General features: G+C 61.0%; 10 protein-coding genes, 2 tRNA genes and 3 rRNA genes. 5 read left to right on the top strand and 10 right to left on the bottom strand.

Annotated features, from left to right (window positions below):
- Positions 1–5 precede the first annotated feature (5 nt).
- The 10 genes from recD to aptA form a co-directional block, all read right to left on the bottom strand.
- Positions 6–2,075 carry an exodeoxyribonuclease V subunit alpha gene (gene recD / locus PMI20_RS06980; RefSeq protein WP_007922147.1) on the bottom strand — a complete coding sequence of 690 codons (2,070 nt, stop codon included), beginning with the start codon at positions 2,073–2,075 and terminating at the stop codon, positions 6–8.
- On the bottom strand, positions 2,072–5,764 hold the full coding sequence (gene recB / locus PMI20_RS06975) for an exodeoxyribonuclease V subunit beta (RefSeq protein ID WP_007922146.1): 3,693 nt from the start codon (positions 5,762–5,764) through the stop codon (positions 2,072–2,074). Before recB ends, recD begins: the two co-directional genes overlap by 4 nt.
- Entirely contained in the window at positions 5,761–9,213 is a 3,453-nt protein-coding gene (gene recC, locus PMI20_RS06970; protein ID WP_007922145.1) for an exodeoxyribonuclease V subunit gamma, read from the bottom strand. Before recC ends, recB begins: the two co-directional genes overlap by 4 nt.
- Positions 9,214–9,376: 163 nt before the next feature.
- A 5S ribosomal RNA gene (gene rrf / locus PMI20_RS06965) occupies positions 9,377–9,492 on the bottom strand.
- A gap of 139 nt (positions 9,493–9,631) precedes the next feature.
- Positions 9,632–12,523: ribosomal RNA gene (locus PMI20_RS06960) — 23S ribosomal RNA — on the bottom strand.
- 239 nt (positions 12,524–12,762) lie between these two features.
- Positions 12,763–12,838: transfer RNA gene (locus tag PMI20_RS06955), tRNA-Ala, on the bottom strand.
- 26 nt (positions 12,839–12,864) lie between these two features.
- A tRNA-Ile gene (locus tag PMI20_RS06950) sits at positions 12,865–12,941 on the bottom strand.
- Positions 12,942–13,006: 65 nt separating this feature from the next.
- Positions 13,007–14,543, bottom strand: a 16S ribosomal RNA gene (locus PMI20_RS06945).
- Together the 16S, 23S and 5S rRNA genes with 2 tRNA genes alongside form the textbook arrangement of a ribosomal RNA operon.
- A gap of 629 nt (positions 14,544–15,172) precedes the next feature.
- Positions 15,173–16,666: a CoA-acylating methylmalonate-semialdehyde dehydrogenase gene (locus PMI20_RS06940; RefSeq protein WP_007930704.1), complete on the bottom strand. Its 1,494-nt coding sequence runs from the start codon at positions 16,664–16,666 to the stop codon at positions 15,173–15,175.
- 140 nt (positions 16,667–16,806) lie between these two features.
- Positions 16,807–18,156: an omega-aminotransferase AptA gene (gene aptA / locus PMI20_RS06935; protein WP_007930703.1), complete on the bottom strand. Its 1,350-nt coding sequence runs from the start codon at positions 18,154–18,156 to the stop codon at positions 16,807–16,809.
- Positions 18,157–18,282: 126 nt separating this feature from the next.
- Here aptA and PMI20_RS06930 point away from each other — a divergent pair, with 126 nt between their 5' ends.
- From PMI20_RS06930 to PMI20_RS06910, 5 genes are all read left to right on the top strand, one after another.
- Entirely contained in the window at positions 18,283–19,203 is a 921-nt protein-coding gene (locus PMI20_RS06930) for a LysR family transcriptional regulator (protein ID WP_007930700.1), read from the top strand.
- A 132-nt stretch (positions 19,204–19,335) separates the two neighbouring features.
- Positions 19,336–20,730 carry a uracil-xanthine permease family protein gene (locus tag PMI20_RS06925; protein WP_007930698.1) on the top strand — a complete coding sequence of 465 codons (1,395 nt, stop codon included), beginning with the start codon at positions 19,336–19,338 and terminating at the stop codon, positions 20,728–20,730.
- An 88-nt stretch (positions 20,731–20,818) separates the two neighbouring features.
- The gene (locus PMI20_RS06920) at positions 20,819–21,481 is read left to right on the top strand and encodes a TetR/AcrR family transcriptional regulator (RefSeq protein WP_007930696.1); all 663 of its coding nucleotides are present in this window, start codon (positions 20,819–20,821) and stop codon (positions 21,479–21,481) included.
- Positions 21,482–21,493: 12 nt separating this feature from the next.
- Entirely contained in the window at positions 21,494–22,075 is a 582-nt protein-coding gene (locus tag PMI20_RS06915; protein ID WP_007930693.1) for an IMPACT family protein, read from the top strand.
- Between the two features lie 551 nt (positions 22,076–22,626).
- A complete protein-coding gene (locus PMI20_RS06910) occupies positions 22,627–24,192 on the top strand; it encodes an ABC transporter ATP-binding protein (protein ID WP_007930691.1) in 1,566 nt (521 codons plus the stop codon).
- The last annotated feature ends 9 nt before the right edge of the window (positions 24,193–24,201 follow it).

Here is a 24,201-nt window from a genome sequence, read left to right as displayed (position 1 = left end):
GGCGTTCAACCCAGGTCGAGCATCAACCCGCTCAGGCGCTTGACCTTGCGCCGCACCGCCTCTTCGAACACCCCGGCCCGCGGCTCGATCAGGCTGAACCAGTCCTTGGCCCGGGTGATACCGGTGTAGATCAGCTCCTTGGTCAGCACCGGGTTCAACGCCTCGGGCAGGATCAGCGCAGTGTGGGCGAACTCCGAGCCCTGGGATTTGTGCACGGTCATGGCGTACACGGTTTCCACATCGTTGAGCCGGCTCGGCAGCACGAAACGCACGCCACCCTGGCCGTCGTTGCGCGGGAAGGCCACCCGCAGCACCAGGCGTCCGTCTTGCGTGCCTTCGTGCTCGGGAAGTTTCAAGGCAATGCCGATATCGCCGTTCATCAGGCCCAGGCCGTAATCGTTGCGGGTCATCAGCACCGGACGACCTTCGTACCACTGCTGATCGCTTTCGATCAGCCGCGCCTTGAACAGGGCAGCGGTGATCCGCTGGTTCAACCCCTCGACACCCCAAGGCCCCTTGCGCACCGCGCAGAGCAACTGGAACTGGTCGAAGGCCAGCAGCACATCGCGGGCCCAGGCGGTCCAGCGCGGATCTTCCAGCGCTGTATCGGCAGGCGGGCGCTGGCCGCGCAACAGGCTCAGGTAATGCCGGTAACCCTGCGGCCCGTCGCCGTGGCCTTCCAGCAGCAAGCGCTCCAGGGCGCGGTCCTGCTCGCCCTTGAGGCTCAGGCCATACAGGTCGGCGTGGCTGCGGGCAGCCAGCAGCCGGCGCGCTTCCTCGGCCTGCTGCTGGTTGACCCAGCGCGCCAGCTGGCCGATACCGCTGCCTTCGCCGAAGCGCCGGGAGTGGCGCAGCATCACCACCTGCTGGGCCAGCGGGTGAGTGCCGGCGTTGTCTTCCTGCAGTCCGCTGTCCGCCAGTTGTTCGCCGCTGACGGCCTCGAGCCAGCTGCGGGTCTGCGGGCTGTACCAGCCGGCCTCAGCATCGCGGCACAGGTCGCCAAGCACCGCACCGGCTTCCACCGAGGCCAGTTGATCCTTGTCCCCGAGTAACACCAGGCGCGCGTGCACCGGCAGCGCATCGAGCAGATTGGCCATCATCTCCAGGTCGATCATCGAGGCTTCGTCGACCACCAGCACATCCAGGGGCAAGCGGTTGCCGGCGTGATGGCGAAAGTGCCGGGTTCCCGGACGATTGCCCAGCAGGCGGTGCACCGTGGTCACGTCGCTGGGGATCTTCTCGCGCACACTGTCGTCGACCGACAGGGAGCGCACTTGCAGGCTGATGGATTCGGTCAGGCGCGCCGCCGCCTTGCCCGTAGGCGCGGCGAGGCGGATGCGCAAAGGCTTTCCGGCTTCGACAGCCGGGGCCTGGAGCAAGGCCAGCAGGCGCACCACGGTGGTGGTCTTACCGGTTCCCGGCCCGCCGGTAATGATGCTGAAGGCGCCTCGGGTGGCCAGCGCACAGGCAAGCTTCTGCCAGTCCACCGGCCCCGCTGCCTTGGCCGCACCGAACAGACCGCCGAGGCGCTCGGCCAAATCCGCGGGAGTTTCCTCCTGCACCGCCAGGCGCTGGCGCAAGGCATTGTCAATGCGCCGCTCATAGGCCCAGTAACGGCGCAGATACAGGCGCTTGCCCGACAACACCAGCGGCCGCTGGCGGGCCTGCTCGCTCTGGTCGGCCGCCAACGCCACCAGGCGACTGGCCGCCAGGGCCTTGCACCAGTGTGCGCCGTCCAGCGTCGCCAGCACCTGCGACGGCAGTACCGCCGCCGTGCTTTGCAGGTCGCCTTCCGGCGGCAGGGACAGGGCGAAGTCCGGCTCCTTGAGGGTTTCGAACAGGTCCAGGCAAACATGCCCGTGGCCCAGTTGATGGCTGGTCAACGCCGCGGCCATCAGCACCAGTGGATCGCCTTGTGGCTCCAGTTCATGGAGGAAGCCTACGAAAGCCTTGTCCAGGGCGCGCAACCATCCGCGCTCGACCCAACGATCGAGCAACAGCAGCAAATCGCCGGCCCGAACCAGGGGCGCCAGGTCGGGCTGGGGTTCCAGCGGCGTCAGCAGATCCTCGATCACAGCAATACTCCCTGTTCCCACGCCGGCTCTGCCCTGGGCTGCTCGGGTTTGCCCTGGAACAAGCGGTCCAGGCGCTCGATCAGCTCACGGGGTGGCCGGGTGAAAAACACGCCGCGGCTGGCCGAGCCCGTGCCGCGCAAGAACAGATACAGGGCACCGCCCATGTGCCGGTCGTAATCGTAGTCCGCCAGGCGCGCCCGCAACTGGCGATGCAGGGCCAGCAGGTACAGCACGTATTGCAGGTCGTAACGGTTGTCGAGAATCGATTGTTCCATGGCCTGCTCGGTATAGGCAGCGTCATCCACGCCCAGCCAGTTGGATTTGTAGTCGGCCACGTAATAGCGCCCTTGATGCTCGAAGGTCAGGTCGATGAAGCCCTTGAACATGCCATTGAGCAGGACAGGTTCGGCGGTCACCCGAGGCACGCCTTGATGGGTGTACTGGCGCACCAGCTCGTCGAGCTTGAGCACATCGACCTTGTGGCTGGCGAACCAGAACTCCATCTCGACCCGGTATTGGCTCAACTGTGCGAGCACCACCGGCAGTCGCCCCGTCCCGGCTGGCAAAGGCAGTTGCAACAGATGCCGCAACCAGTCGCTCAGGGTCTTGATCCAGCCTTGCCAACCGCGGCGATTGCAGCGCCGAGCGATGGCGTCCTCGATGGCGACGGGGTCGGCGGCGAACCCCTCGCCACCGGCCCACTCCAGCAGGCCGTGGAGGAAGGTCCCCGGGTTCGGCCCACGGGGGAAGCGATGGATGTCCGCGCCGCTGGCCACGACTTCACGCGGAGCATCGGGGTCGAGGCGTTCATCGTCGAAGAGTTTCTGCGCCTGCGGGCTTTCCGGCGCCTCGGTATTGCCGGCCCCCAGGCTGTCGCTGATGCGCAGAGCACTATAGGACGCGATCCACCAGTTCTCCGCGGCGCGCCGCTTGGGAGCCAGGGGCGCCAGCAGGGTGGCGTCGTTGCGCGGCGGATGGAAGCGGCTGTCGGAGGCGCCGGGCATTTCGCTGACACTCATGGCCTCGCAGCCTTGTTGCAGGTCTTGCAGCCAGCGCGCCAGGCCACTGGACTCGTTCAACAACGCACCGCCGCCCAACAGGTAGCCCAGGGCCGAGAGGTGCAGCACCGAGCTGTTGTGGTTGCCGCGCTTGAGGTCGGCGACACCCAGCCAGCAGGCATGCTGCGCGCGGGTCAGCGCCACGTAGAGCAGGCGCAGGTCTTCGGCCAGGCGTTCGTCGTCGGCCTGGGCAATCAGCTCCGGGGTCGGCCGCAGCGTCACCTGGGCCTTGCCCGACTCGTCGTGGTAGTGCAGCGGCAGACGACTGCCATCCACCGGCTTGGCCGAACAGATGAACGGCAGGAACACCAGCGGGTACTCCAGGCCCTTGGATTTGTGGATGGTCACCACCTTGACCAGTTGTTCGTCGCTTTCCAGGCGCAGGATCTGCTCTTCGCCAGCCTGCCCGGACAAGGCCAGGTGCTCGGCCAGATGGCGGATCAACGCTTGTTCGCCGTCCAGCTCGGCGGCCGCCTGCTGCAACAGTTCGGACAGGTGCAACAGGTTGGTCAGGACCCGTTCGCCATCGCTGCGGGCGATCAGGGCCTGGGGCAACTGGAAGTCATGCAGCAGGCGTCGCAACATCGGCAGCACACCCTGGGTACGCCAGATCAGGCGATAACCGCGGAACTGCATGACCCGGCTCTCCCAGGCCAACTCGTCCTGGTTCAGGCGCTCCAGCTCAACCAGCGGCAGGTTCAGGGTGATGGAGGCCAGCGCGGCGCGTAGTGGACGCTCGATATCCGGCTCGGCACAGGCCTTGAGCCAGGCCAGCAGGTCGTGGGCTTCCTGGGCGGCGAACACCGAGTCCTTGTCCGACAGGTACACGCTGCGCACCCCGCGCGCGGCCAGTTCGCCGCGCACGGCCTGGGCCTCCTTGCCATCGCGCACCAGGATGGCGATGTCCGCCGGCAGCAGCCCCTTGAAGGGCTGGCCGTCGCGGGCGAAGCCGGTGCTGGCCTGCTGTCCGCCGTTGAGCAAGGCGACGATTTCGCTGGCGCAGGCCGCCGCCAGTTGCTGCCGATACAGCGCACCGGAAATGGCTTGCTCCGTGGACAGGTGCCAGACATTCAGCGCCGGCACCACCTGCCCTTCTCTGTGTAGCTGCTCCTTGCGCCCCTGGGAGGCCACCGACACGAACGGCACCGGGTTCTCTCCGCTCTTTTCCCGGAACAGGAACGCGCCGCGTCCCTGTTCACGGGACTCGGCACGCTCGAATACATGGTTCACCGCCTTGACCATGGCGTGGCTGGAACGGAAGTTGGTACCCAGGGTATGCAAGCGGCCGCTGGTGGCCTGGCGAGCGCGCAGGTAGGTGTAAATGTCCGCCCCACGGAAAGCGTAGATCGCCTGCTTGGGGTCGCCGATCAGGAACAGCCCGGTCTCGGGGTTGTTGTCCTCGATGCGGTAGATGCTTTCGAAGATCCGGTACTGCACCGGGTCGGTGTCCTGGAACTCGTCGATCAGGGCCACCGGGAACTGCTCGCGAATCAGCGTCGCCAGACTCTCGCCACCCTCGGCCTGCAACGCGGCGTCGAGGCGCAGCAGCATGTCGTCGAAGCCCATCTCGGCACGGCGGCGCTTCTCCTCCTCGAAGCGCGCGCCGACCCAACGCGCGGCGTGTTGCAACACCGCAGCGTCGGGGCTCGGCAGGGCATCGAGCGCGACCTTGAGCCCGGCCATGGCGTCCAGCGCGGGATGATCCGGCGCATCGCCTTTCCAGGCCTCGGCCATGCCTTCGGGGGTCAGGCGGCTGAAGCCGGTACCGATATCCAGTTGTTCTATGGACTCGTCTTCGGCCCAGGCGGTGATCTTTTCGAACCAGGGCTCGAAGTAGCGCGCCTGCATCTTGCGGCCATCGACGGCCTTGCTGGCGACGCCTTGCAAGCAGATCTCCCGCAGTTGCTCAGCCCATTGCCGCCAAGGCGCCTTGAGCTGCACCAACGCCGCGCGACGCTCCAGCAAACAGGCTTCGATCAACTGCGCCGGCGTCTGCTCCGCGTCCACTTCTCGCTCGCTGCCAAACAGCGCGCGCACCCTGGGTAGCAAAGCCGCGGGCCCACCCCAGTTGGCCCGTACCCAGTTCAGCGCATCGCCCTGCATCGGGTAGCAAAACAGCCGCCAGTAGTCGCGCAGCACTTCGCCCAGCAGATCGCTGTGGTCGGTTTCCAGGGTCTGGGTAAACAGGCTGCCACTGTCGAACGCATGCTCGCGCAGCATGCGCTGGCACCAACTGTGGATAGTCGAGACCGCGGCCTCGTCCATCCATTGCGCGGCGATGTCCAGGCGGCTGGCACAGCCCGGCCATTGTTCGGCGGCGAACTGATCGCGCAACTCGGCGATCAGCGCGTCGGGCGCGGCGGTTTCATCGCGGAAGAAGCGTGCGGCTTCAGCCAGGCGGGTGCGGATCCGCTCACGCAGTTCCTTGGTCGCCGCGTCGGTGAAGGTCACCACCAGAATCTGCGGCGGCAACAACTCGCGACCGAACCCGGCCGGCTCGCCGCCGTGCCCCAGCACCAGGCGCAGGTAAAGCGCCGAAATGGTAAAGGTCTTGCCCGTACCGGCGCTGGCTTCGATCAGTTGGCTGCCTCGTAGCGGGAACGCCAGGGCCAAAGGTGCTTGCCGGGTCATGCGTCAGCCTCCCCATTGGCCGCGGAGCGCCAAGGCGCCTGTAAGAGTGGGCGATACAACGCATCAACCCAGCCGCTGAAGGTTTCGTCGGCGATCAACGCGTTGTAGTCCGGGTACTGGCGCGCCAGGGCCGGGCTTTCCCGACGCTCACCATCGCTGGTCTGGCCATCGCCTTCATAAGCTTTGCGCGCCGCCGCTTCGGCCTTGCCCGGATCGCTCTGGCCCAGCCAGGCAAAGGCGGTTTTCACGGCTACCGGCAACGGCTGGCACATGCCCGCCTGCCAGGCCAACAACAGATCACCCAGGCTTTGCAGCGCCGATTCGCGGTCCAAAGGCGGCAGCAACAAGGTGTCGTCGCTGGCCACCAGCGCGGTGGTCAAGGTATAGCCGCTGGCACAGGCCACCAGATGATTGACCCAGGGCCGGGTCAGGCGGTGCCATTTGCGGGTCTTGGGCGAGCCGATGCTATTGGGGATGGTGGTGACCGACAGCAACCCGCCGTCGCTACGTTGGTGCAGGCCGCTCAGCCAGCCTTCGAGTTTCACTTCCTTGAGTTCAAGGGTAATCGGCAAGGCGCTGGTGACCGGCGTTGGCCATAACTCCAGCAATTGCCGATAGCGCATCAACAGATCTGGCAAGGGCTCGATCAGCTCTCGTTGCAGGCTCTCGCCAAAACCGGCCATGGGCAACAAGCCGCTGGCCTGTAGCCGCTGTGCCTGGGCCTGCAGGGCCTGGTCCGAATCATCGGCGCAGTTCAACGCCGCCTCCAGCAGGCTGTCGCTCAGGCTGTAGCGTTGCAGCGCGTCGAGTACAAAGGGTTCCTCGTCGGCCAATGGCGCGTCGGCCGCCTCGAAGAACACCTTGAGGCGCTGACTGAAGAAATGCCGTACCGGGTTACGCAGGAAGTCCTGCAACTGCCCCAGGCTCAACGGCTCCTCCTGGGCATAGGGCGCCAGAGGCTCAAGCGCTTGAGTGGCCGCTTGGGTCTGGTGCAACAGCTGCCACTCACGGGCATAGCTGAACAGCCCATGGCCTTCATGGAAATAGCGGGCACTGAAAGGTTGCAGTGGATGCTCCTGGGTCATGGCGTCGAGCAGATCGTCCTGGTCATTCGCCAGATTCCAGCCACTGGCCAGGTGATCGCGCAACTGGCCGATCAGCACCGAGGCCGGGCGTTCGCTGTTGTCGCGAATGCTGCGACCGACCCAACTGACGTACAGCTGATCCCGCGCCGAAAGCAGCGCCTCCAGCAGCAGGTAACGGTCGTCTTCGCGCCGCGAGCGGTCGCCGGGCCGGTAGTCGCTGCCCATCAGGTCGAAATCCAGCGGCGGCTGCGCCCGCGGGTAGTCGCCGTCGTTCATCCCCAGCAGGCATACCAGCTTGAAGGGAATCGCGCGCATCGGCATCAGCGTGCAGAAGTTCACCGCACCGGCCAGGAAACGCTGGGACAAGCGGCCCTGGTCCAGGCCAGCCAGCCAGGCTTCGCGGACCACGGTCAGCGGCAGCTCATCATGCAGGCCAACCGATTCGCAGGTTTCCAGCCAGGTTTCGCGCAAGTCTTCGAGTTGGCTCAGCAGGTAGTCGTCATGCTCGGTACTGGCCAGGAAGAATTGCTGCGTGAGTGCTTGCAGGCGTTCGCCCCACTGTGGCGGCGAAGCCGGTAAAGTGAGGTTCTGATACGCCATCTCCAGGGCATCGAGCAGAGCCACCAGCGGCCCGATCAGTGCCGCATCCAGCCCACCAATCTCGTCGTAAGGCTCGATCCCCTCGCAGGCATCGGAGCGTCCCACGGCGTAACCCAGCAACATGCGGCGCAGGCCGAAACGCCAGCTGTTCTGCTCCAGCTCCTCCGGCAATCCCAGGTCGGCCCGTTGTTCGGCGTTCATGCCCCAGCGGATGCCGGCGCCTTCGATCCAGCGATGCAAGGTCGGCAGATCAGCCTCATCAACGCCAAAACGTGCGCGTAATGCCGGAACATCCAGCAGGTCGAGGATTTCGCTGACGGGGAACCGGCTGTCCGGCAGCTTGAGCAGATGCTCCACGGCAATCAGCAGTGGGTCGCGGCCACGTTGGCCCTGGTCCGTCAGGGTGAACGGAATGAAACGTCGATCGTCACGCTCCAACTGGCCGAAGACCGAGCGAATATGCGGCGCGTAACTATCGATATCCGGGACCATCACGATCACATCCCGCGGACGTAATTCGGGGTCCTCACTAAAGCGCGCAAGCAGCTGGTCATGGAGAATTTCCACTTCGCGCTGGGCACTGTGGGCAATGTGAAAACGGATCGACTTGTCCTGTTGCAGATCGACCGCCGGCCACAACTGTCGGGTCTCCTCCAGCGGGCGCAATTCGAGGATATCGTCCTGCAGCTGATTCAGCAGGGTCTGCGGCTGACTCTCGCTGAACAGGTCGATACGGCCGTCGCGAAAGGCCGAGCGATAGCTGTTGGGATCGTCGTAGCTGTCGAGCAGGTTGATGTAGTCACGGCCCTGCTTACCCCAGGCGGCAAGCAGCGGGTGGGCATGTTGATGCAGGGTCTGCGGATCGAGCACCGCGGGCATTCCCGTCTTGCGCGCCTGACGTTTGTATTGATGGCGCAGCAGGTCCTTGTCGGCGACGATATCCGCCCAATGGTGACGACAAGGGTTGTGTACACACAGCAGGACCTGGCTGAAGCGGGCCAGTCCGGCCAGGGCTTCCAGGGCTTGCGCCGGCAGGGAGGAAATCCCGAAAACGATCACTCGCGAGGGCAACCCTTGTGGCGCCGTTTCCAGGTTGAGGATTCGTTCGATGAAACGTTGATGAACGCCGGCGCGACTTTGCGCCATGCCCGCCTCTCCCACATCCAGCAACAACGCCCGCCACAGTTCGGCCTGCCAGCAGTTGGCGGGGGTCAGGGCCTTGGCTTCGCCTCGAGCACTGCGTAGTTGATGCCTGCCTGCGGCCCAGTCTTCCAGCCAATCGGCGCGATAGACCTGATATTGGTCGAACAGGTCAGCCAGGCGTTCGGCCAATTGATAGCGCTTGCGCAGATCCGTGTCGTGAGTAAGGAAACGGCGTAGGGGCTCGAAATGCGGCTGATCGATCAGTTCGGGCAAAAGCCGCATCAGGCGCCAGGTCAGCGGCGCTTTATCCAGCAGGGATTTGGGCGGGATCTCATCGCGTCCCAGCACCATGCGATAAAGCTGCCACATGAAACTGCCGGGGAGCTGCACATCGATGGCAGCAGCGATGCCACAGCCGCCCATGTCGTCATCCTCGGAGTCCTCAGCCAGGGCCAGCTTCAGCCATTGGGCAATGCCATTGCTCTGGACCAGGGCGATCTCATTCTCCAGCGGCTCCAAGGGGTAACGCCGCATCCAGCTGACCACCAGGCTGCGCAACTCGTCCAGGCGGTTACCGTGAACCACCATAAAACCAGCGCTGAGGGACGTGGCGTCCGGCATAAGGGCTTCCTTGGAAAATGCAAAAGCTAGGGCCGAACCTTAGCACTGTCACGCAGCGGTGACAGCTAAGAGGACCAACGTGAGTGTTGCGAGGAATGAGGCATTTTTTGTCGCACAAAAACAAAACCCCAACTGCTTTCGCAATTGGGGTTTCGGAATTTAATCTTGACGATGACCTACTCTCACATGGGGAAACCCCACACTACCATCGGCGATGCATCGTTTCACTGCTGAGTTCGGGATGGGATCAGGTGGTTCCAATGCTCTATGGTCGTCAAGAAATTCGGTGTGCCGACTCGTCTTTCGACGCTTCAGCAAATTGGGTATGCGATAGTTTGTGTGTTTTCTCGAACTTTCGGTTCGTTTCGTCTTCACACACCGCAATCTGGCTGTTAAGCGCAAATTGCTTGGGTGTTATATGGTCAAGCCTCACGGGCAATTAGTATTGGTTAGCTCAACGCCTCACAGCGCTTACACACCCAACCTATCAACGTCGTAGTCTTCGACGGCCCTTCAGGGAACTCAAGGTTCCAGTGAGATCTCATCTTGAGGCAAGTTTCCCGCTTAGATGCTTTCAGCGGTTATCTTTTCCGAACATAGCTACCCGGCAATGCCACTGGCGTGACAACCGGAACACCAGAGGTTCGTCCACTCCGGTCCTCTCGTACTAGGAGCAGCCCCTCTCAAATCTCAAACGTCCACGGCAGATAGGGACCGAACTGTCTCACGACGTTCTAAACCCAGCTCGCGTACCACTTTAAATGGCGAACAGCCATACCCTTGGGACCGGCTTCAGCCCCAGGATGTGATGAGCCGACATCGAGGTGCCAAACACCGCCGTCGATATGAACTCTTGGGCGGTATCAGCCTGTTATCCCCGGAGTACCTTTTATCCGTTGAGCGATGGCCCTTCCATACAGAACCACCGGATCACTAAGACCTACTTTCGTACCTGCTCGACGTGTCTGTCTCGCAGTCAAGCGCGCTTTTGCCTTTATACTCTACGACCGATTTCCGACCGGTCTGAGCGCACCTTCGTACTCCTCCGTTACTCTTTAGGAGGAGACCGCCCCAGTCAAACTACCCACCATACACTGTCCTCGATCCGGATAACGGACCTGAGTTAGAACCTCAAAGTTGCCAGGGTGGTATTTCAAGGATGGCTCCACGCGAACTGGCGTCCACGCTTCAAAGCCTCCCACCTATCCTACACAAGCAAATTCAAAGTCCAGTGCAAAGCTATAGTAAAGGTTCACGGGGTCTTTCCGTCTAGCCGCGGATACACTGCATCTTCACAGCGATTTCAATTTCACTGAGTCTCGGGTGGAGACAGCGCCGCCATCGTTACGCCATTCGTGCAGGTCGGAACTTACCCGACAAGGAATTTCGCTACCTTAGGACCGTTATAGTTACGGCCGCCGTTTACCGGGGCTTCGATCAAGAGCTTCGCGTTAGCTAACCCCATCAATTAACCTTCCGGCACCGGGCAGGCGTCACACCCTATACGTCCACTTTCGTGTTTGCAGAGTGCTGTGTTTTTAATAAACAGTCGCAGCGGCCTGGTATCTTCGACCGGCATGGGCTTACGGAGCAAGTCCTTCACCCTCACCGGCGCACCTTCTCCCGAAGTTACGGTGCCATTTTGCCTAGTTCCTTCACCCGAGTTCTCTCAAGCGCCTTGGTATTCTCTACCCAACCACCTGTGTCGGTTTGGGGTACGGTTCCTAGTTATCTGAAGCTTAGAAGCTTTTCTTGGAAGCATGGCATCAACCACTTCGTCACCTGAAAGGTAACTCGTCATCAGCTCTCGGCCTTAGAACCCCGGATTTACCTAAGATTCCAGCCTACCACCTTAAACTTGGACAACCAACGCCAAGCTGGCCTAGCCTTCTCCGTCCCTCCATCGCAATAACTAGAAGTACAGGAATATTAACCTGTTTTCCATCGACTACGCTTTTCAGCCTCGCCTTAGGGACCGACTAACCCTGCGTCGATTAACGTTGCGCAGGAAACCTTGGTCTTTCGGCGTGGGTGTTTTTCACACCCATTGTCGTTACTCATGTCAGCATTCGCACTTCTGATACCTCCAGCAAGCTTCTCAACTCACCTTCACAGGCTTACAGAACGCTCCTCTACCGCATCACTTACGTGATACCCGTAGCTTCGGTGTATGGTTTGAGCCCCGTTACATCTTCCGCGCAGGCCGACTCGACTAGTGAGCTATTACGCTTTCTTTAAAGGGTGGCTGCTTCTAAGCCAACCTCCTAGCTGTCTAAGCCTTCCCACATCGTTTCCCACTTAACCATAACTTTGGGACCTTAGCTGACGGTCTGGGTTGTTTCCCTTTTCACGACGGACGTTAGCACCCGCCGTGTGTCTCCCATGCTCGGCACTTGTAGGTATTCGGAGTTTGCATCGGTTTGGTAAGTCGGGATGACCCCCTAGCCGAAACAGTGCTCTACCCCCTACAGTGATACATGAGGCGCTACCTAAATAGCTTTCGAGGAGAACCAGCTATCTCCGAGCTTGATTAGCCTTTCACTCCGATCCACAGGTCATCCGCTAACTTTTCAACGGTAGTCGGTTCGGTCCTCCAGTCAGTGTTACCTAACCTTCAACCTGCCCATGGATAGATCGCCCGGTTTCGGGTCTATACCCAGCGACTAAACGCCCTATTAAGACTCGCTTTCGCTACGCCTCCCCTATTCGGTTAAGCTCGCCACTGAATATAAGTCGCTGACCCATTATACAAAAGGTACGCAGTCACAGAACAAAGTCTGCTCCCACTGCTTGTACGCATACGGTTTCAGGATCTATTTCACTCCCCTCTCCGGGGTTCTTTTCGCCTTTCCCTCACGGTACTAGTTCACTATCGGTCAGTCAGTAGTATTTAGCCTTGGAGGATGGTCCCCCCATATTCAGACAAAGTTTCTCGTGCTCCGTCCTACTCGATTTCATGACTAAGAGATTTTCGCGTACAGGGCTATCACCCACTATGGCCGCACTTTCCAGAGCGTTCCGCTAATCTCAAAGCCACTTAAGGGCTAGTCCCCGTTCGCTCGCCACTACTAAGGGAATCTCGGTTGATTTCTTTTCCTCAGGGTACTTAGATGTTTCAGTTCCCCTGGTTCGCCTCTTGCACCTATGTATTCAGTACAAGATAACCATCTTATGATGGCTGGGTTCCCCCATTCAGACATCTCCGGATCAAAGTCTGTTTGCCGACTCCCCGAAGCTTTTCGCAGGCTACCACGTCTTTCATCGCCTCTGACTGCCAAGGCATCCACCGTATGCGCTTCTTCACTTGACCATATAACCCCAAGCAATCTGGTTATACTGTGAAGACGACATTCGCCGAAAATTCGCGATTAAACTCACAAATTTTACCTTAGCCTGAACAACACCAGTGAAAGTGCTATCCAGTCTATCTTTCTATCACATACCCAAATTTTTAAAGAACGATTCTGATAAAGATCAGAAATCAACATTCACCATCAACTTGATGGAATGCTCATTTCTAAGCTTTAAACGATGGACACCAATCTGTAATGGTGGAGCCAAGCGGGATCGAACCGCTGACCTCCTGCGTGCAAGGCAGGCGCTCTCCCAGCTGAGCTATGGCCCCGTATCGCTACAGGGTGCACCAGTAATTGGTGGGTCTGGGCAGATTCGAACTGCCGACCTCACCCTTATCAGGGGTGCGCTCTAACCAACTGAGCTACAGACCCAATCGTCTTCTTCAATGAATCAAGCAATTCGTGTGGGAGCTTATGAAGCAGCTGATGTCGTCGATTAAGGAGGTGATCCAGCCGCAGGTTCCCCTACGGCTACCTTGTTACGACTTCACCCCAGTCATGAATCACACCGTGGTAACCGTCCTCCCGAAGGTTAGACTAGCTACTTCTGGTGCAACCCACTCCCATGGTGTGACGGGCGGTGTGTACAAGGCCCGGGAACGTATTCACCGCGACATTCTGATTCGCGATTACTAGCGATTCCGACTTCACGCAGTCGAGTTGCAGACTGCGATCCGGACTACGATCGGTTTTGTGGGATTAGCTCCACCTCGCGGCTTGGCAACCCTCTGTACCGACCATTGTAGCACGTGTGTAGCCCAGGCCGTAAGGGCCATGATGACTTGACGTCATCCCCACCTTCCTCCGGTTTGTCACCGGCAGTCTCCTTAGAGTGCCCACCATGACGTGCTGGTAACTAAGGACAAGGGTTGCGCTCGTTACGGGACTTAACCCAACATCTCACGACACGAGCTGACGACAGCCATGCAGCACCTGTCTCAATGCTCCCGAAGGCACCAATCCATCTCTGGAAAGTTCATTGGATGTCAAGGCCTGGTAAGGTTCTTCGCGTTGCTTCGAATTAAACCACATGCTCCACCGCTTGTGCGGGCCCCCGTCAATTCATTTGAGTTTTAACCTTGCGGCCGTACTCCCCAGGCGGTCAACTTAATGCGTTAGCTGCGCCACTAAGAGCTCAAGGCTCCCAACGGCTAGTTGACATCGTTTACGGCGTGGACTACCAGGGTATCTAATCCTGTTTGCTCCCCACGCTTTCGCACCTCAGTGTCAGTATCAGTCCAGGTGGTCGCCTTCGCCACTGGTGTTCCTTCCTATATCTACGCATTTCACCGCTACACAGGAAATTCCACCACCCTCTACCATACTCTAGCTCGCCAGTTTTGGATGCAGTTCCCAGGTTGAGCCCGGGGATTTCACATCCAACTTAACGAACCACCTACGCGCGCTTTACGCCCAGTAATTCCGATTAACGCTTGCACCCTCTGTATTACCGCGGCTGCTGGCACAGAGTTAGCCGGTGCTTATTCTGTCGGTAACGTCAAAATACTCACGTATTAGGTAAGTACCCTTCCTCCCAACTTAAAGTGCTTTACAATCCGAAGACCTTCTTCACACACGCGGCATGGCTGGATCAGGCTTTCGCCCATTGTCCAATATTCCCCACTGCTGCCTCCCGTAGGAGTCTGGACCGTGTCTCAGTTCCAGTGTGACTGATCATCCTCTCAGACCAGTTACGGATCGTCGCCTTGGTGAGCCATTACCTCACCAACTAGCTAATCCGACCTAGGCTCATCTGATAGCGCAAGGCCCGAAGGTCCCCTGCTTTCTCCCGTAGGACGTATGCGGTATTAGCGTCCGTTTCCGAACGTTATCCCCCACTACCAGGCAGATTCCTAGGCATTACTCACCCGTCCGCCGCTCTCAAGAGGTGCAAGCACCCCTCTACCGCTCGACTTGCATGTGTTAGGCCTGCCGCCAGCGTTCAATCTGAGCCATGATCAAACTCTTCAGTTCAAACATCTTTGGGTTTTGAGAAAACCCTAAACTTGGCTCAGCAATCGTTGGTTACATCTTTGATTTCTCGCGGAGTAACTTGTGATGCTGATAATCTTTCTGACTATCAGTCTGACTCCACAAGCACCCACACGAATTGCTTGATTCAGCTGTTAAAGAGCGGTTGGTTAAGTCTTTCGTCTCAACCGAGGCGCGCATTCTACAGCAGCCTCTGTATCTGTCAAGCGGTTATTTTAAGAAGTTTTCAAAGCTTCCTTTGCAACTTCAACCACTTGCGCTTCCGATCTCTCGTCAGCGGGAGGCGAATTCTACAGCGTTACACGCTGCTGTCAACACCTCTTTTTCTCCGCTTTCGACCGAGAAGATCGAATCGTTAACTCGGCGAAAACTTACTGCCGAATCAACTCCTTCGGGCTTCGATGAACTGAAGCGTAACCACTGTCGAAAATCGCGTAACTCGTTGAATCTCAAGGAGTTTTCCGTTTCGACTGCGCCGGAAGTGGGGCGAATTATAGACTTCCAGAATCTGCCGTCAACACTTATTTTCACAAATCTGTCATATCGGTCAAAACCGCCCCTAAAAGCAAAGGCCGCCCCCAAGGGGGCGGCCTTTAATACCCTTCTACTTATTACAAGCTAGGGAAGGCGAACTGCGAGGCTTCATGGCTGGCACGCTGTGGCCAACGCTGAGTGATCGCCTTGCGACGGGTATAGAAGCGCACGCCGTCCGGACCGTAGGCATGCAGGTCGCCAAACAGCGAACGCTTCCAGCCGCCGAAGCTGTGGTACGCCACCGGTACCGGCAGCGGTACGTTGACGCCTACCATCCCGACTTCAATCTCGTCACAGAACAGACGCGCCGCTTCACCGTCACGGGTAAAGATGCAGGTGCCGTTGCCATATTCGTGATCGTTGATCAGTTGCATGGCCTCTTCCAGGCTGTTCACCCGCACGACGCACAGCACCGGCCCGAAGATCTCTTCTTTATAGATGCGCATTTCCGGGGTGACGTTGTCGAACAGGCAGCCACCAAGGAAGAAGCCTTCTTCATGGCCCGGCACGCTCAGGCCACGGCCGTCGACCACCAGTTTCGCGCCTGCCTTCACGCCATCCTCGACATAACCGCTGACCTTGTCCCGCGCCTGACCTGTGACCAGCGGCCCCATGTCCAGGCCACAGGAAGTGCCGGCACCGATTTTCAGCGCCTTGATCTGCGGTACCAGCTTGGCCACCAACGCATCGGCCACCTGGTCGCCGACACACACGGCAACCGAGATCGCCATGCAACGCTCGCCGCAGGAACCATAGGCCGCGCCCATCAAGGCACTGACCGCGTTGTCCAGGTCGGCATCCGGCATCAGCACGGCGTGGTTCTTCGCGCCGCCCAGTGCCTGCACGCGTTTGCCGCGCTTGGTGCCTTCGGCGTAGATGTATTCGGCAATCGGCGTCGAACCAACGAAGCTCAGTGCCTTGACTTCCGGCGCTTCGATCAGCGCGTCCACCGCGGCCTTGTCGCCGTGCACCACACTCAGCACGCCTTTCGGCAGGCCGGCTTCCAGCAACAGCTGGGCAATCAGCAGGGTCGAACTCGGGTCACGCTCGGATGGTTTGAGGATGAAGCAGTTGCCGCAGACGATCGCCAGCGGATACATCCACAGTGGCACCATCGCCGGGAAGTTGAACGGGGTGATACCGGCAACCACGCCCAGCGGCTGGAAGTCGGACCAAGCATCAATGTTCGGGCCGACGTTGCGGCTGTACTCGCCCTTGAGGATTTCCGGAGCGGCACAGGCGAACTCGACGTTTTCGATACCACGCTTGAGCTCACCGGCGGCGTCTTCCAGGGTCTTGCCGTGTTCTTCGCTGATCAACTGGGCGATGCGCGATTCGTTCTGCTCCAGCAATTGCTTGAAGCGGAACATCACCTGGGCACGCTTGGCCGGCGGCGTGTTGCGCCAGGCCGGGAAGGCAGCCTTGGCGGCATCGATGGCGCTCTGGATGGTTTCGCGGCTGGCCAGCGGCAGCTTGTGGATCGCCTGACCGGTGGACGGATTGAACACATCGACCGCGCGACCGCTCTCGGTCACCAGTTCACCATTGATCAAATGCGGGATAACGCTCATCGGGGAACTCCTGAAGTTGTCCACAGGCGCCCGCCAAGGGGCGCCTGCTTTATAAAGATGACTTTGAATATGAGCCGAACCACGATGGCGCCCATGAGTACGCCATCGCGAGCAAGCTCGGCTCCTACAGTTTTTGGAAATCAGTCGAGCTTGTTCAGCACTTCGCCGACGGCATCGAACAGACGGTCCAGATCCTGCGGCTTGCTGTTGAAGGTCGGCCCGAACTGCAGGGTGTCGCCGCCGAAGCGTACGTAGAAACCGGCTTTCCACAGGGCCATGCCCGCTTCGAACGGACGCACGATGGCATCGCCATCGCGCGGGGCAATCTGGATGGCACCGGCCAGGCCGTAGTTACGGATGTCGATGACATTCTTCGTACCCTTGATGCCGTGCAGTACCTTCTCGAAATGCGGTGCCACGTCAGCGACGCTCTGCACCAGGTTTTCTTTCTGCAACAGATCCAGTGCCGCCAGACCGGCCGCGCAAGCCACTGGGTGCGCCGAGTAGGTATAGCCGTGGGGGAATTCCACCGCATACTCGGGGGTCGGCTGGTTCATGAAGGTCTGGTAGATCTCGGAGCTGGCAATCACCGCGCCCATCGGAATCGCGCCGTTGGTGACTTGCTTGGCGATGCACATCAGGTCCGGAGTCACGCCAAAGCTGTCGGCACCAAACATCTTGCCGGTACGGCCGAAACCGGTGATCACTTCGTCGAACACCAGCAGGATATTGTGCTGGTCGCAGATTTCCCGCAGGCGCTTGAGGTAACCCTGTGGCGGCACCAGCACGCCAGCGGAACCGGCCAGAGGCTCGACGAACACCGCGGCGATGTTGGAGGCGTCATGCAGTTCGATCAGCTTGAGCAGTTCGTCGGCCAGCGCGATACCGCCCTGCTCCGGAATGCCACGGGAGAACGCGTTGCTTGCCAGCAGGGTGTGCGGCAGGTGGTCGACATCCATCATCGCCTGGCCGAACAGTTTACGGTTGCCGTTGACCCCGCCGAGGCTGGTACCGGCAATGTTCACGCCGTGATAGCCACGGGCACGGCCGATCATCTTGGTCTTGGTCGACTGGCCTTTCAGGCGCCAGTAGGCGCGCACCATTTTCACCGCGGTATCGGCGCATTCGGAACCGGAGTCGGTGAAGAACACATGGTTCAGATTGCCCGGGGTCAGCGCGGTGATTTTCTCGGCCAGCTGGAACGACAGCGGGTGACCGTACTGGAAGCCTGGCGAGTAATCGAGGGTGCCCAGTTGCTTGGCCACCGCTTCCTGGATTTCCTTGCGGGTGTGGCCGGCGCCACAGGTCCACAGGCCGGACAGCGAGTCATAGACCTTGCGCCCCTTGTCGTCGACCAGCCAGCTGCCTTCGGCGGCGACGATCAGGCGCGGATCGCGCTGGAAGTTGCGGTTGGCGGTGTAGGGCATCCAGTGAGCATCGAGCTTGAGCTGGCTGGCCAGGGAAGCTGGAGCGTTTTCATGCATGTTCATGGGGCAAAACCTCGCAGGGCAATAAGCGGCGCAGGGATCGGAAAGCGTTGTTGCAGCTAAGTTGCCACGGCTATAAAGTCGGTGAAATCCAACTTTTATAACCTTCAGTCAGTGGCCCACTAAACTATGAGCAGCCGTCGCGCCGACCCGCTGGCGCAAGTCAGCGACTTTGATATCCGCCTGCTGCGGATCTTTCGCAGCGTGGTCGAGTGCGGTGGCTTCTCCGCCGCGGAAACTGTGCTCGGCATCGGTCGCTCAGCCATCAGCCAGCAGATGAGCGACCTCGAGCAGCGTCTCGGCCTGCGCCTGTGCCAACGTGGACGCGCCGGTTTCTCGCTGACCGAAGAGGGTCGCGAGGTGTATCAATCGGCCCTGCAGCTGTTGAGCGCCCTGGAAAGCTTTCGCACCGAGGTCAACGGCCTGCACCGCCACCTGCGTGGCGAACTGATCATCGGCCTGACCGACAACCTGGTCACCCTGCCCCACATGCGCATCACCCATGCCCTGGCGCAACTGAAGGAGCGCGGGCCGGACGTGCAGATCCAGATCCGCATGATCGCCCCCAACGAAGTCGAACAAGGCGTGCTCGACGGGCGCCTGCATGTCGGCGTAGTGCCCCAGGCCAGTGCCTTGTCCGGGCTGGAATACCAACCGCTGTACAGCGAACGCTCGCTGCTTTATTGCGCCGTCGGCCACCCGCTGTTTTATGTCGACGACAAGCAACTGGACGACCGGCGCCTCAACGAGCAGGACGCCATCGCCCCGACCTTCCGCCTGCCCGCCGAGATCCAGGCCCATTACCAGGCGCTCAATTGCACCGCCAGCGCTTCGGACCGCGAAGGCATGGCGTTCCTGATTCTCACCGGACGCTACATTGGCTACCTGCCGGACCACTACGCCAGCCTCTGGGTCCAGCAGGGACGACTGCGCGCGCTCAAACCCGGTTCACGTTTTTATGACCTGAGCCTGGCATCGGTCACACGCAAGGGCCGTCGCCCTCATTTGGTGCTGGAGAGCTTCCTGGACAGCCTGGCGGCCACCCGCTGAAAAAACCTACGACACTATAAAAGCCCCGCCCCCATTGCCCCATAACGGCAAACACAGGCAATAACCTGAGCACTTGGACAGCTTTTTGCAGGGCACGATGACCTTGAACCATCAGCCCTGAGTTCCCCGTCCATGCAGCCAGACACCTTGCGCCAAAGCGACCTGATCTACGGTCTCGACGATCGCCCGAAACCACTCGCCGCGATCCTCGCCGCCCTGCAGCATGTGCTGGCGAGTTTCGTCGGCATCATCACCCCGCCGCTGGTGATCGGCTCGACCCTGGGCCTGGGCGCCCACCTGCCCTACCTGATCAGCATGGCGCTGATGGTTTCCGGCGTCGGCACCTTCATTCAGGCGCGTCGGCCGTTCGGAATCGGCGCGGGGATGATCTGCCTGCAAGGCACCAGCTTTGCCTTCCTCGGCGCGGTGCTGTCCGCAGGTTTTCTGGTCAAGCAACGGGGCGGCAGCCCGGAAGACGTCCTAGCGATGATTTTTGGCGTGTGCTTTTTCGGCGCGGCGGTGCAGATCGTCCTGAGCCGCTTCATCGGCCAATTGCGCCGGGTCATCACGCCGCTGGTCACCGGCATCGTGATTACCCTGATCGGTGTCAGCCTGATCAAGGTCGGCATCACCGACCTGGGCGGCGGCTTCAATGCCGCGGATTTCGGCGCGCCGGGCAACCTGGCGCTGGGCCTGTTGGTGCTATTGACCATCATCCTGCTGAACCGCTCGAACACGCCCTGGGTACGACTGTCGGCGATCATCATCGGCCTGGCCCTGGGCAGCCTCGCCGCCTGGTTCAGCGGCAAGCTGGTGCCCCAGGCGTTGCCCGACCTGCCGCTGATCAGCCTGCCGGCACCCTTCCGCTTCGGTTTCAGCTTCGACTGGACGGCATTCCTGCCCGTGGCGCTGATCTACCTGATCAGCACCCTCGAAACCGTCGGCGACCTGACCGCCAACTGCATGCTCGCCCGCCAGCCCATCAGCGGCCCTTCTTATATAAGCCGGCTCAAGAGCGGCATTCTCGGCGACGGCGTCAGCTGCATGATCGCCGCGACCTTCAGCGCCTTCCCCAACACCACCTTCGCCCAGAACAACGGGGTGATTCAGCTGACCGGCGTGGCCAGCCGCCATGTCGGGCTGTACATCGGCCTGTTACTGTTTTGCCTGGGCCTGTTTCCACTGATCGGCGCGGTGCTGCAGCAAATCCCCAAGCCAGTGCTCGGCGGCGCCACCCTGGTGATGTTCGGCAGCGTCGCTGCGGCCGGTGTGCGCATCCTCGCCCAGGCACCGCTGGACCGGCGCAGCATGCTGATCATCGCCACCTCCTTCGGCGTCGGCCTGGGGATCGCGGCGCAACCGAACCTGCTGCACCTGTTGCCCAAGGTGGTGCAGAACCTGTTCGATTCGGCGATCACCAGCGGCGGCCTGACCGCAATCCTCATGTGCCTGTTGCTGCCGGAAGACCGGGCCGCGCTGCGTGACGCAAATCCGGCCGGTGAAAGCGACACCCTGGAACCGCTTTAAGGGTTTTCTGCCCATTAAGGCTTGTCTGAGGCCTGTGGGTGCGCTATCAACGCACTGGTTGCACCCACAGAACAGCTCGGAAACGCCTATGACCCTTGAAGTCCCAGCCCACGCCGGCCCTCAAACCGCCAAGCCCGCCAGCCGTATTCGTCAGAAAAACGAAGAAGCGATCATCAAGGCCGCCGAAGACGAGTTCGCCCGTCACGGTTTCAAAGGCACCAGCATGAACACCATCGCGCAGAATGCCGGCCTGCCCAAGGCCAACCTGCATTACTACTTCACCAACAAGCTTGGGCTGTATGTCGCGGTGCTGAGCAACATCCTCGAGCTGTGGGACAGCACCTTCAACACCCTGACCGCCGAGGACGACCCGGCCGAAGCGCTGACCCGCTACATCCGCGCCAAGATGGAGTTCTCCCGGCGCCAGCCGCAGGCCTCGCGAATCTTCGCCATGGAGATCATCAGCGGCGGCGAATGCCTCAGCGAATACTTCAGCCAGGACTACCGCGCCTGGTTCCAGGGGCGCGCCGCGGTGTTCCAGGCCTGGATCGACGCCGGCAAGATGGACCCCGTGGACCCGGTGCACCTGATCTTCCTGCTGTGGGGCAGCACCCAGCATTACGCCGACTTCGCCACCCAGATCTGCCGCGTCACCGGTCGCAGCAAGCTGACCAAGCAGGACATGGAAGACGCCGGCAACAACCTGATCCGCATCATCCTCAAGGGTTGCGGCCTCAAGCCTGCCTTATAAAGAACACAACGCATGCCCTTTACCCTCGCCGGCCTTTGCGAATACCGCGAAGAGATTCGCAAAAGCCGCTTTATCGCCCTCGCCGCGCCAATCAGCAGCGCGACCGAGGCCCAAGCCTTTATCGAACGGCACAGCGATCCCAATGCCTCCCACAACTGCTGGGCCTGGAAACTCGCCGAGCAATACCGCAGCAGTGATGACGGCGAGCCCGGCGGCACCGCCGGCCGCCCGATCCTCGCGGCCATCGAAGCCCAGGACTGCGACCAAGTCGCGGTGCTGGTGATTCGCTGGTACGGCGGCATTCAGTTGGGCACCGGCGGCCTGGCCCGCGCCTATGGCGGCAGCGCCAACAAATGCCTGCAAGGCGCCGAACGCATCGAACTGATCAGCCGCGTAGCCCTGCGTTGCGCCTGCAGCTTCAGCGAGCTGGCACTGGTCAAGCTGCGGGTCGCCGAACTCGGCGGGCTGCTGGTCGAGGAACACTTCACGGCCAACGGCGTAGAACTGCAACTGGCCCTGGGCGAAAGCCAGATCGCCACCTTGCAAAGCCAGCTGGCCGACCTGAGTCGTGGGCGCATCCTCTTGCAGCGCTGAGCGCACCAATACGCACCAACGCCTCGAAATCATCCTGTGCACAACGGCCCGGTGGATAGCCGACTTGCCCACACCTGCTGTGCACCCGACTGTGGATAACCTGAGCACACTTGCCTGTAACCCTTCTGTCACGTGGCTTTGCAGCGATTGCTCACTTTTCAGCCAATCACCCGCCAAAAACAGATTTTTCAAACTAAAACAGTAAGTTAGCGTTGTTTATCGCTTTTAGAAGAAAGCCACACAGTACTTATGCCCGGCCTTCGGGCTTGCACACAAATACTGTGGAACAAGCTGTGGATAACCCGTGCAAGGCTGCGCCAGCCGCATAGAGCGCAAGGCTTGCAGGCACCTGATCATTTTTCGACCAGACCGTTCGGGCAAAACCGCCGCCGTTTCAAGCACCTTGCCCTGAACTGGTGCCGAACAGCGGTGCAGGTAACGAGCAAAGGGGGCACGAGGCCGCAGTTCATCGGGGTCTCGGCAGTTTCCTGACTCACTGGCCAGGAAATTGCTTTATCCACCGGCATAACGTTCAGCACCCCGAGTCCGTCATGCCCAACCCTGCTCCCATCCCCGCTGCAACACCCCGCCTGCAACTGCGCGGAATCACCAAGCGTTATCCCGGTTGCCTGGCCAACGACGGGATCGACCTGAGTATCCAGCCGGGGGAAATCCACGCCCTGCTCGGTGAAAACGGCGCCGGCAAAAGCACCCTGATGAAAATCATCTACGGGGTGACCCAGGCCGACTCGGGCGAGGTGATCTGGCAGGGGCAGCATCACCTCATGCGCAATCCGGCCCAAGCGCGCAGCCTGGGGATCGGCATGGTGTTCCAGCATTTCTCGCTGTTCGAGACCCTGACCGTGGCGCAGAACATCGCCCTGGCCATGGGCGCCGCGGCCGGTACGCCGAAGCAGCTGGAGCCGAAGATCCGCCAGGTCTCGCAGCGCTACGGCATGGCCCTGGAGCCGGAGCGCCTGGTGCACAGCCTGTCCATCGGCGAACGCCAGCGGGTGGAGATCATTCGCTGCCTGATGCAGGACATCCGCCTGCTGATCCTCGACGAGCCGACCTCGGTGCTGACGCCCCAGGAAGCCGACGAACTGTTCGTCACCCTGCGCCGCCTGGCCAGCGAGGGCTGCAGCATTCTGTTCATCAGCCACAAGCTCGGCGAAGTCCGCGCCCTGTGCCACAGCGCCACGGTGCTGCGCGGTGGACGGGTGGCCGGGCACTGCATACCCGCCGAATGCTCGGACCAGGAATTGGCGCGGCTGATGGTCGGCGAAGCCGCGAGCCTGATCACCGATTACCCGAAGGCCAAGGGCGGCGAGGCCTTCCTGCAGGTACAGAAACTGTCCTGGCCCAATCCGGACCCGTTCGGCTGCTCGCTCCAGAACATCGACCTGGACGTGCGCAGCGGTGAAATCGTCGGCATCGCCGGGGTCGCCGGCAATGGCCAGGACGAACTGCTGGCCCTGCTCAGCGGCGAACAGCGTCTTGGCCGTGCCGCCGCTTCCACCCTGCGCTTCGCCGGCCAGTACGTTGCCCATTTGCATCCCGATGCCCGCCGCCGACTGGGCCTGGCGTTCGTCCCGGCCGAGCGCCTGGGCCATGGCGCCGTGCCGGAACTGAGCCTGGCGGACAACACCCTGCTGACCGCCTTCCAGCAAGGGCTGGTGAGCAACGGCCTGATTCAGCGCGGCAAGGTGCTGGCCCTGGCCGAGGACATCATTCGCCGCTTCGCGGTGAAAACGCCGGACAGCCAGACCGCCGCCCGCAGCCTGTCCGGCGGCAATCTGCAGAAATTCATCCTCGGCCGGGAAATCCTCCAGCAACCCCGGCTGCTGATCGCCGCGCACCCGACCTGGGGCGTCGACGTCGGCGCCGCCGCGACTATCCACCGGGCCCTGGTGGCCCTGCGCGATGCGGGCGCGGCGATCCTGGTGATCTCCGAAGACCTCGATGAACTGTTCCAGATCAGCGATCGCCTGGCGGCCCTGTGCAGCGGTCGCCTGTCGGCGCTCAAGGCCACCGCGGACACCAGCCTGGTCGAAGTCGGCGGCTGGATGGCCGGCCAGTTCGATACCCCCGCCCACTTATCCGCTCAGCCAGCGTAACGGAGCTGT

The organism is Pseudomonas sp. GM17 (assembly GCF_000282175.2).
GTDB classification, from domain to species: Bacteria; Pseudomonadota; Gammaproteobacteria; order Pseudomonadales; family Pseudomonadaceae; genus Aquipseudomonas; species Aquipseudomonas chlororaphis.
The sequence above is the reverse complement of the archived record's forward strand: the minus strand, read 5'-3'. Positions and strand labels throughout refer to the sequence as shown.

Coding starts and splice junctions, on each gene's coding strand:
- recB (WP_007922146.1), bottom strand. CDS start 5,764: ATGACCCGGCAAGCACCTTTGGCCCTGGCGTTCCCGCTACGAGGCAGC.
- recC (WP_007922145.1), bottom strand. CDS start 9,213: ATGCCGGACGCCACGTCCCTCAGCGCTGGTTTTATGGTGGTTCACGGT.
- PMI20_RS06940 (WP_007930704.1), bottom strand. CDS start 16,666: ATGAGCGTTATCCCGCATTTGATCAATGGTGAACTGGTGACCGAGAGC.
- aptA (WP_007930703.1), bottom strand. CDS start 18,156: ATGAACATGCATGAAAACGCTCCAGCTTCCCTGGCCAGCCAGCTCAAG.
- PMI20_RS06930 (WP_007930700.1), top strand. CDS start 18,283: ATGAGCAGCCGTCGCGCCGACCCGCTGGCGCAAGTCAGCGACTTTGAT.
- PMI20_RS06925 (WP_007930698.1), top strand. CDS start 19,336: ATGCAGCCAGACACCTTGCGCCAAAGCGACCTGATCTACGGTCTCGAC.
- PMI20_RS06920 (WP_007930696.1), top strand. CDS start 20,819: ATGACCCTTGAAGTCCCAGCCCACGCCGGCCCTCAAACCGCCAAGCCC.
- PMI20_RS06915 (WP_007930693.1), top strand. CDS start 21,494: ATGCCCTTTACCCTCGCCGGCCTTTGCGAATACCGCGAAGAGATTCGC.
- PMI20_RS06910 (WP_007930691.1), top strand. CDS start 22,627: ATGCCCAACCCTGCTCCCATCCCCGCTGCAACACCCCGCCTGCAACTG.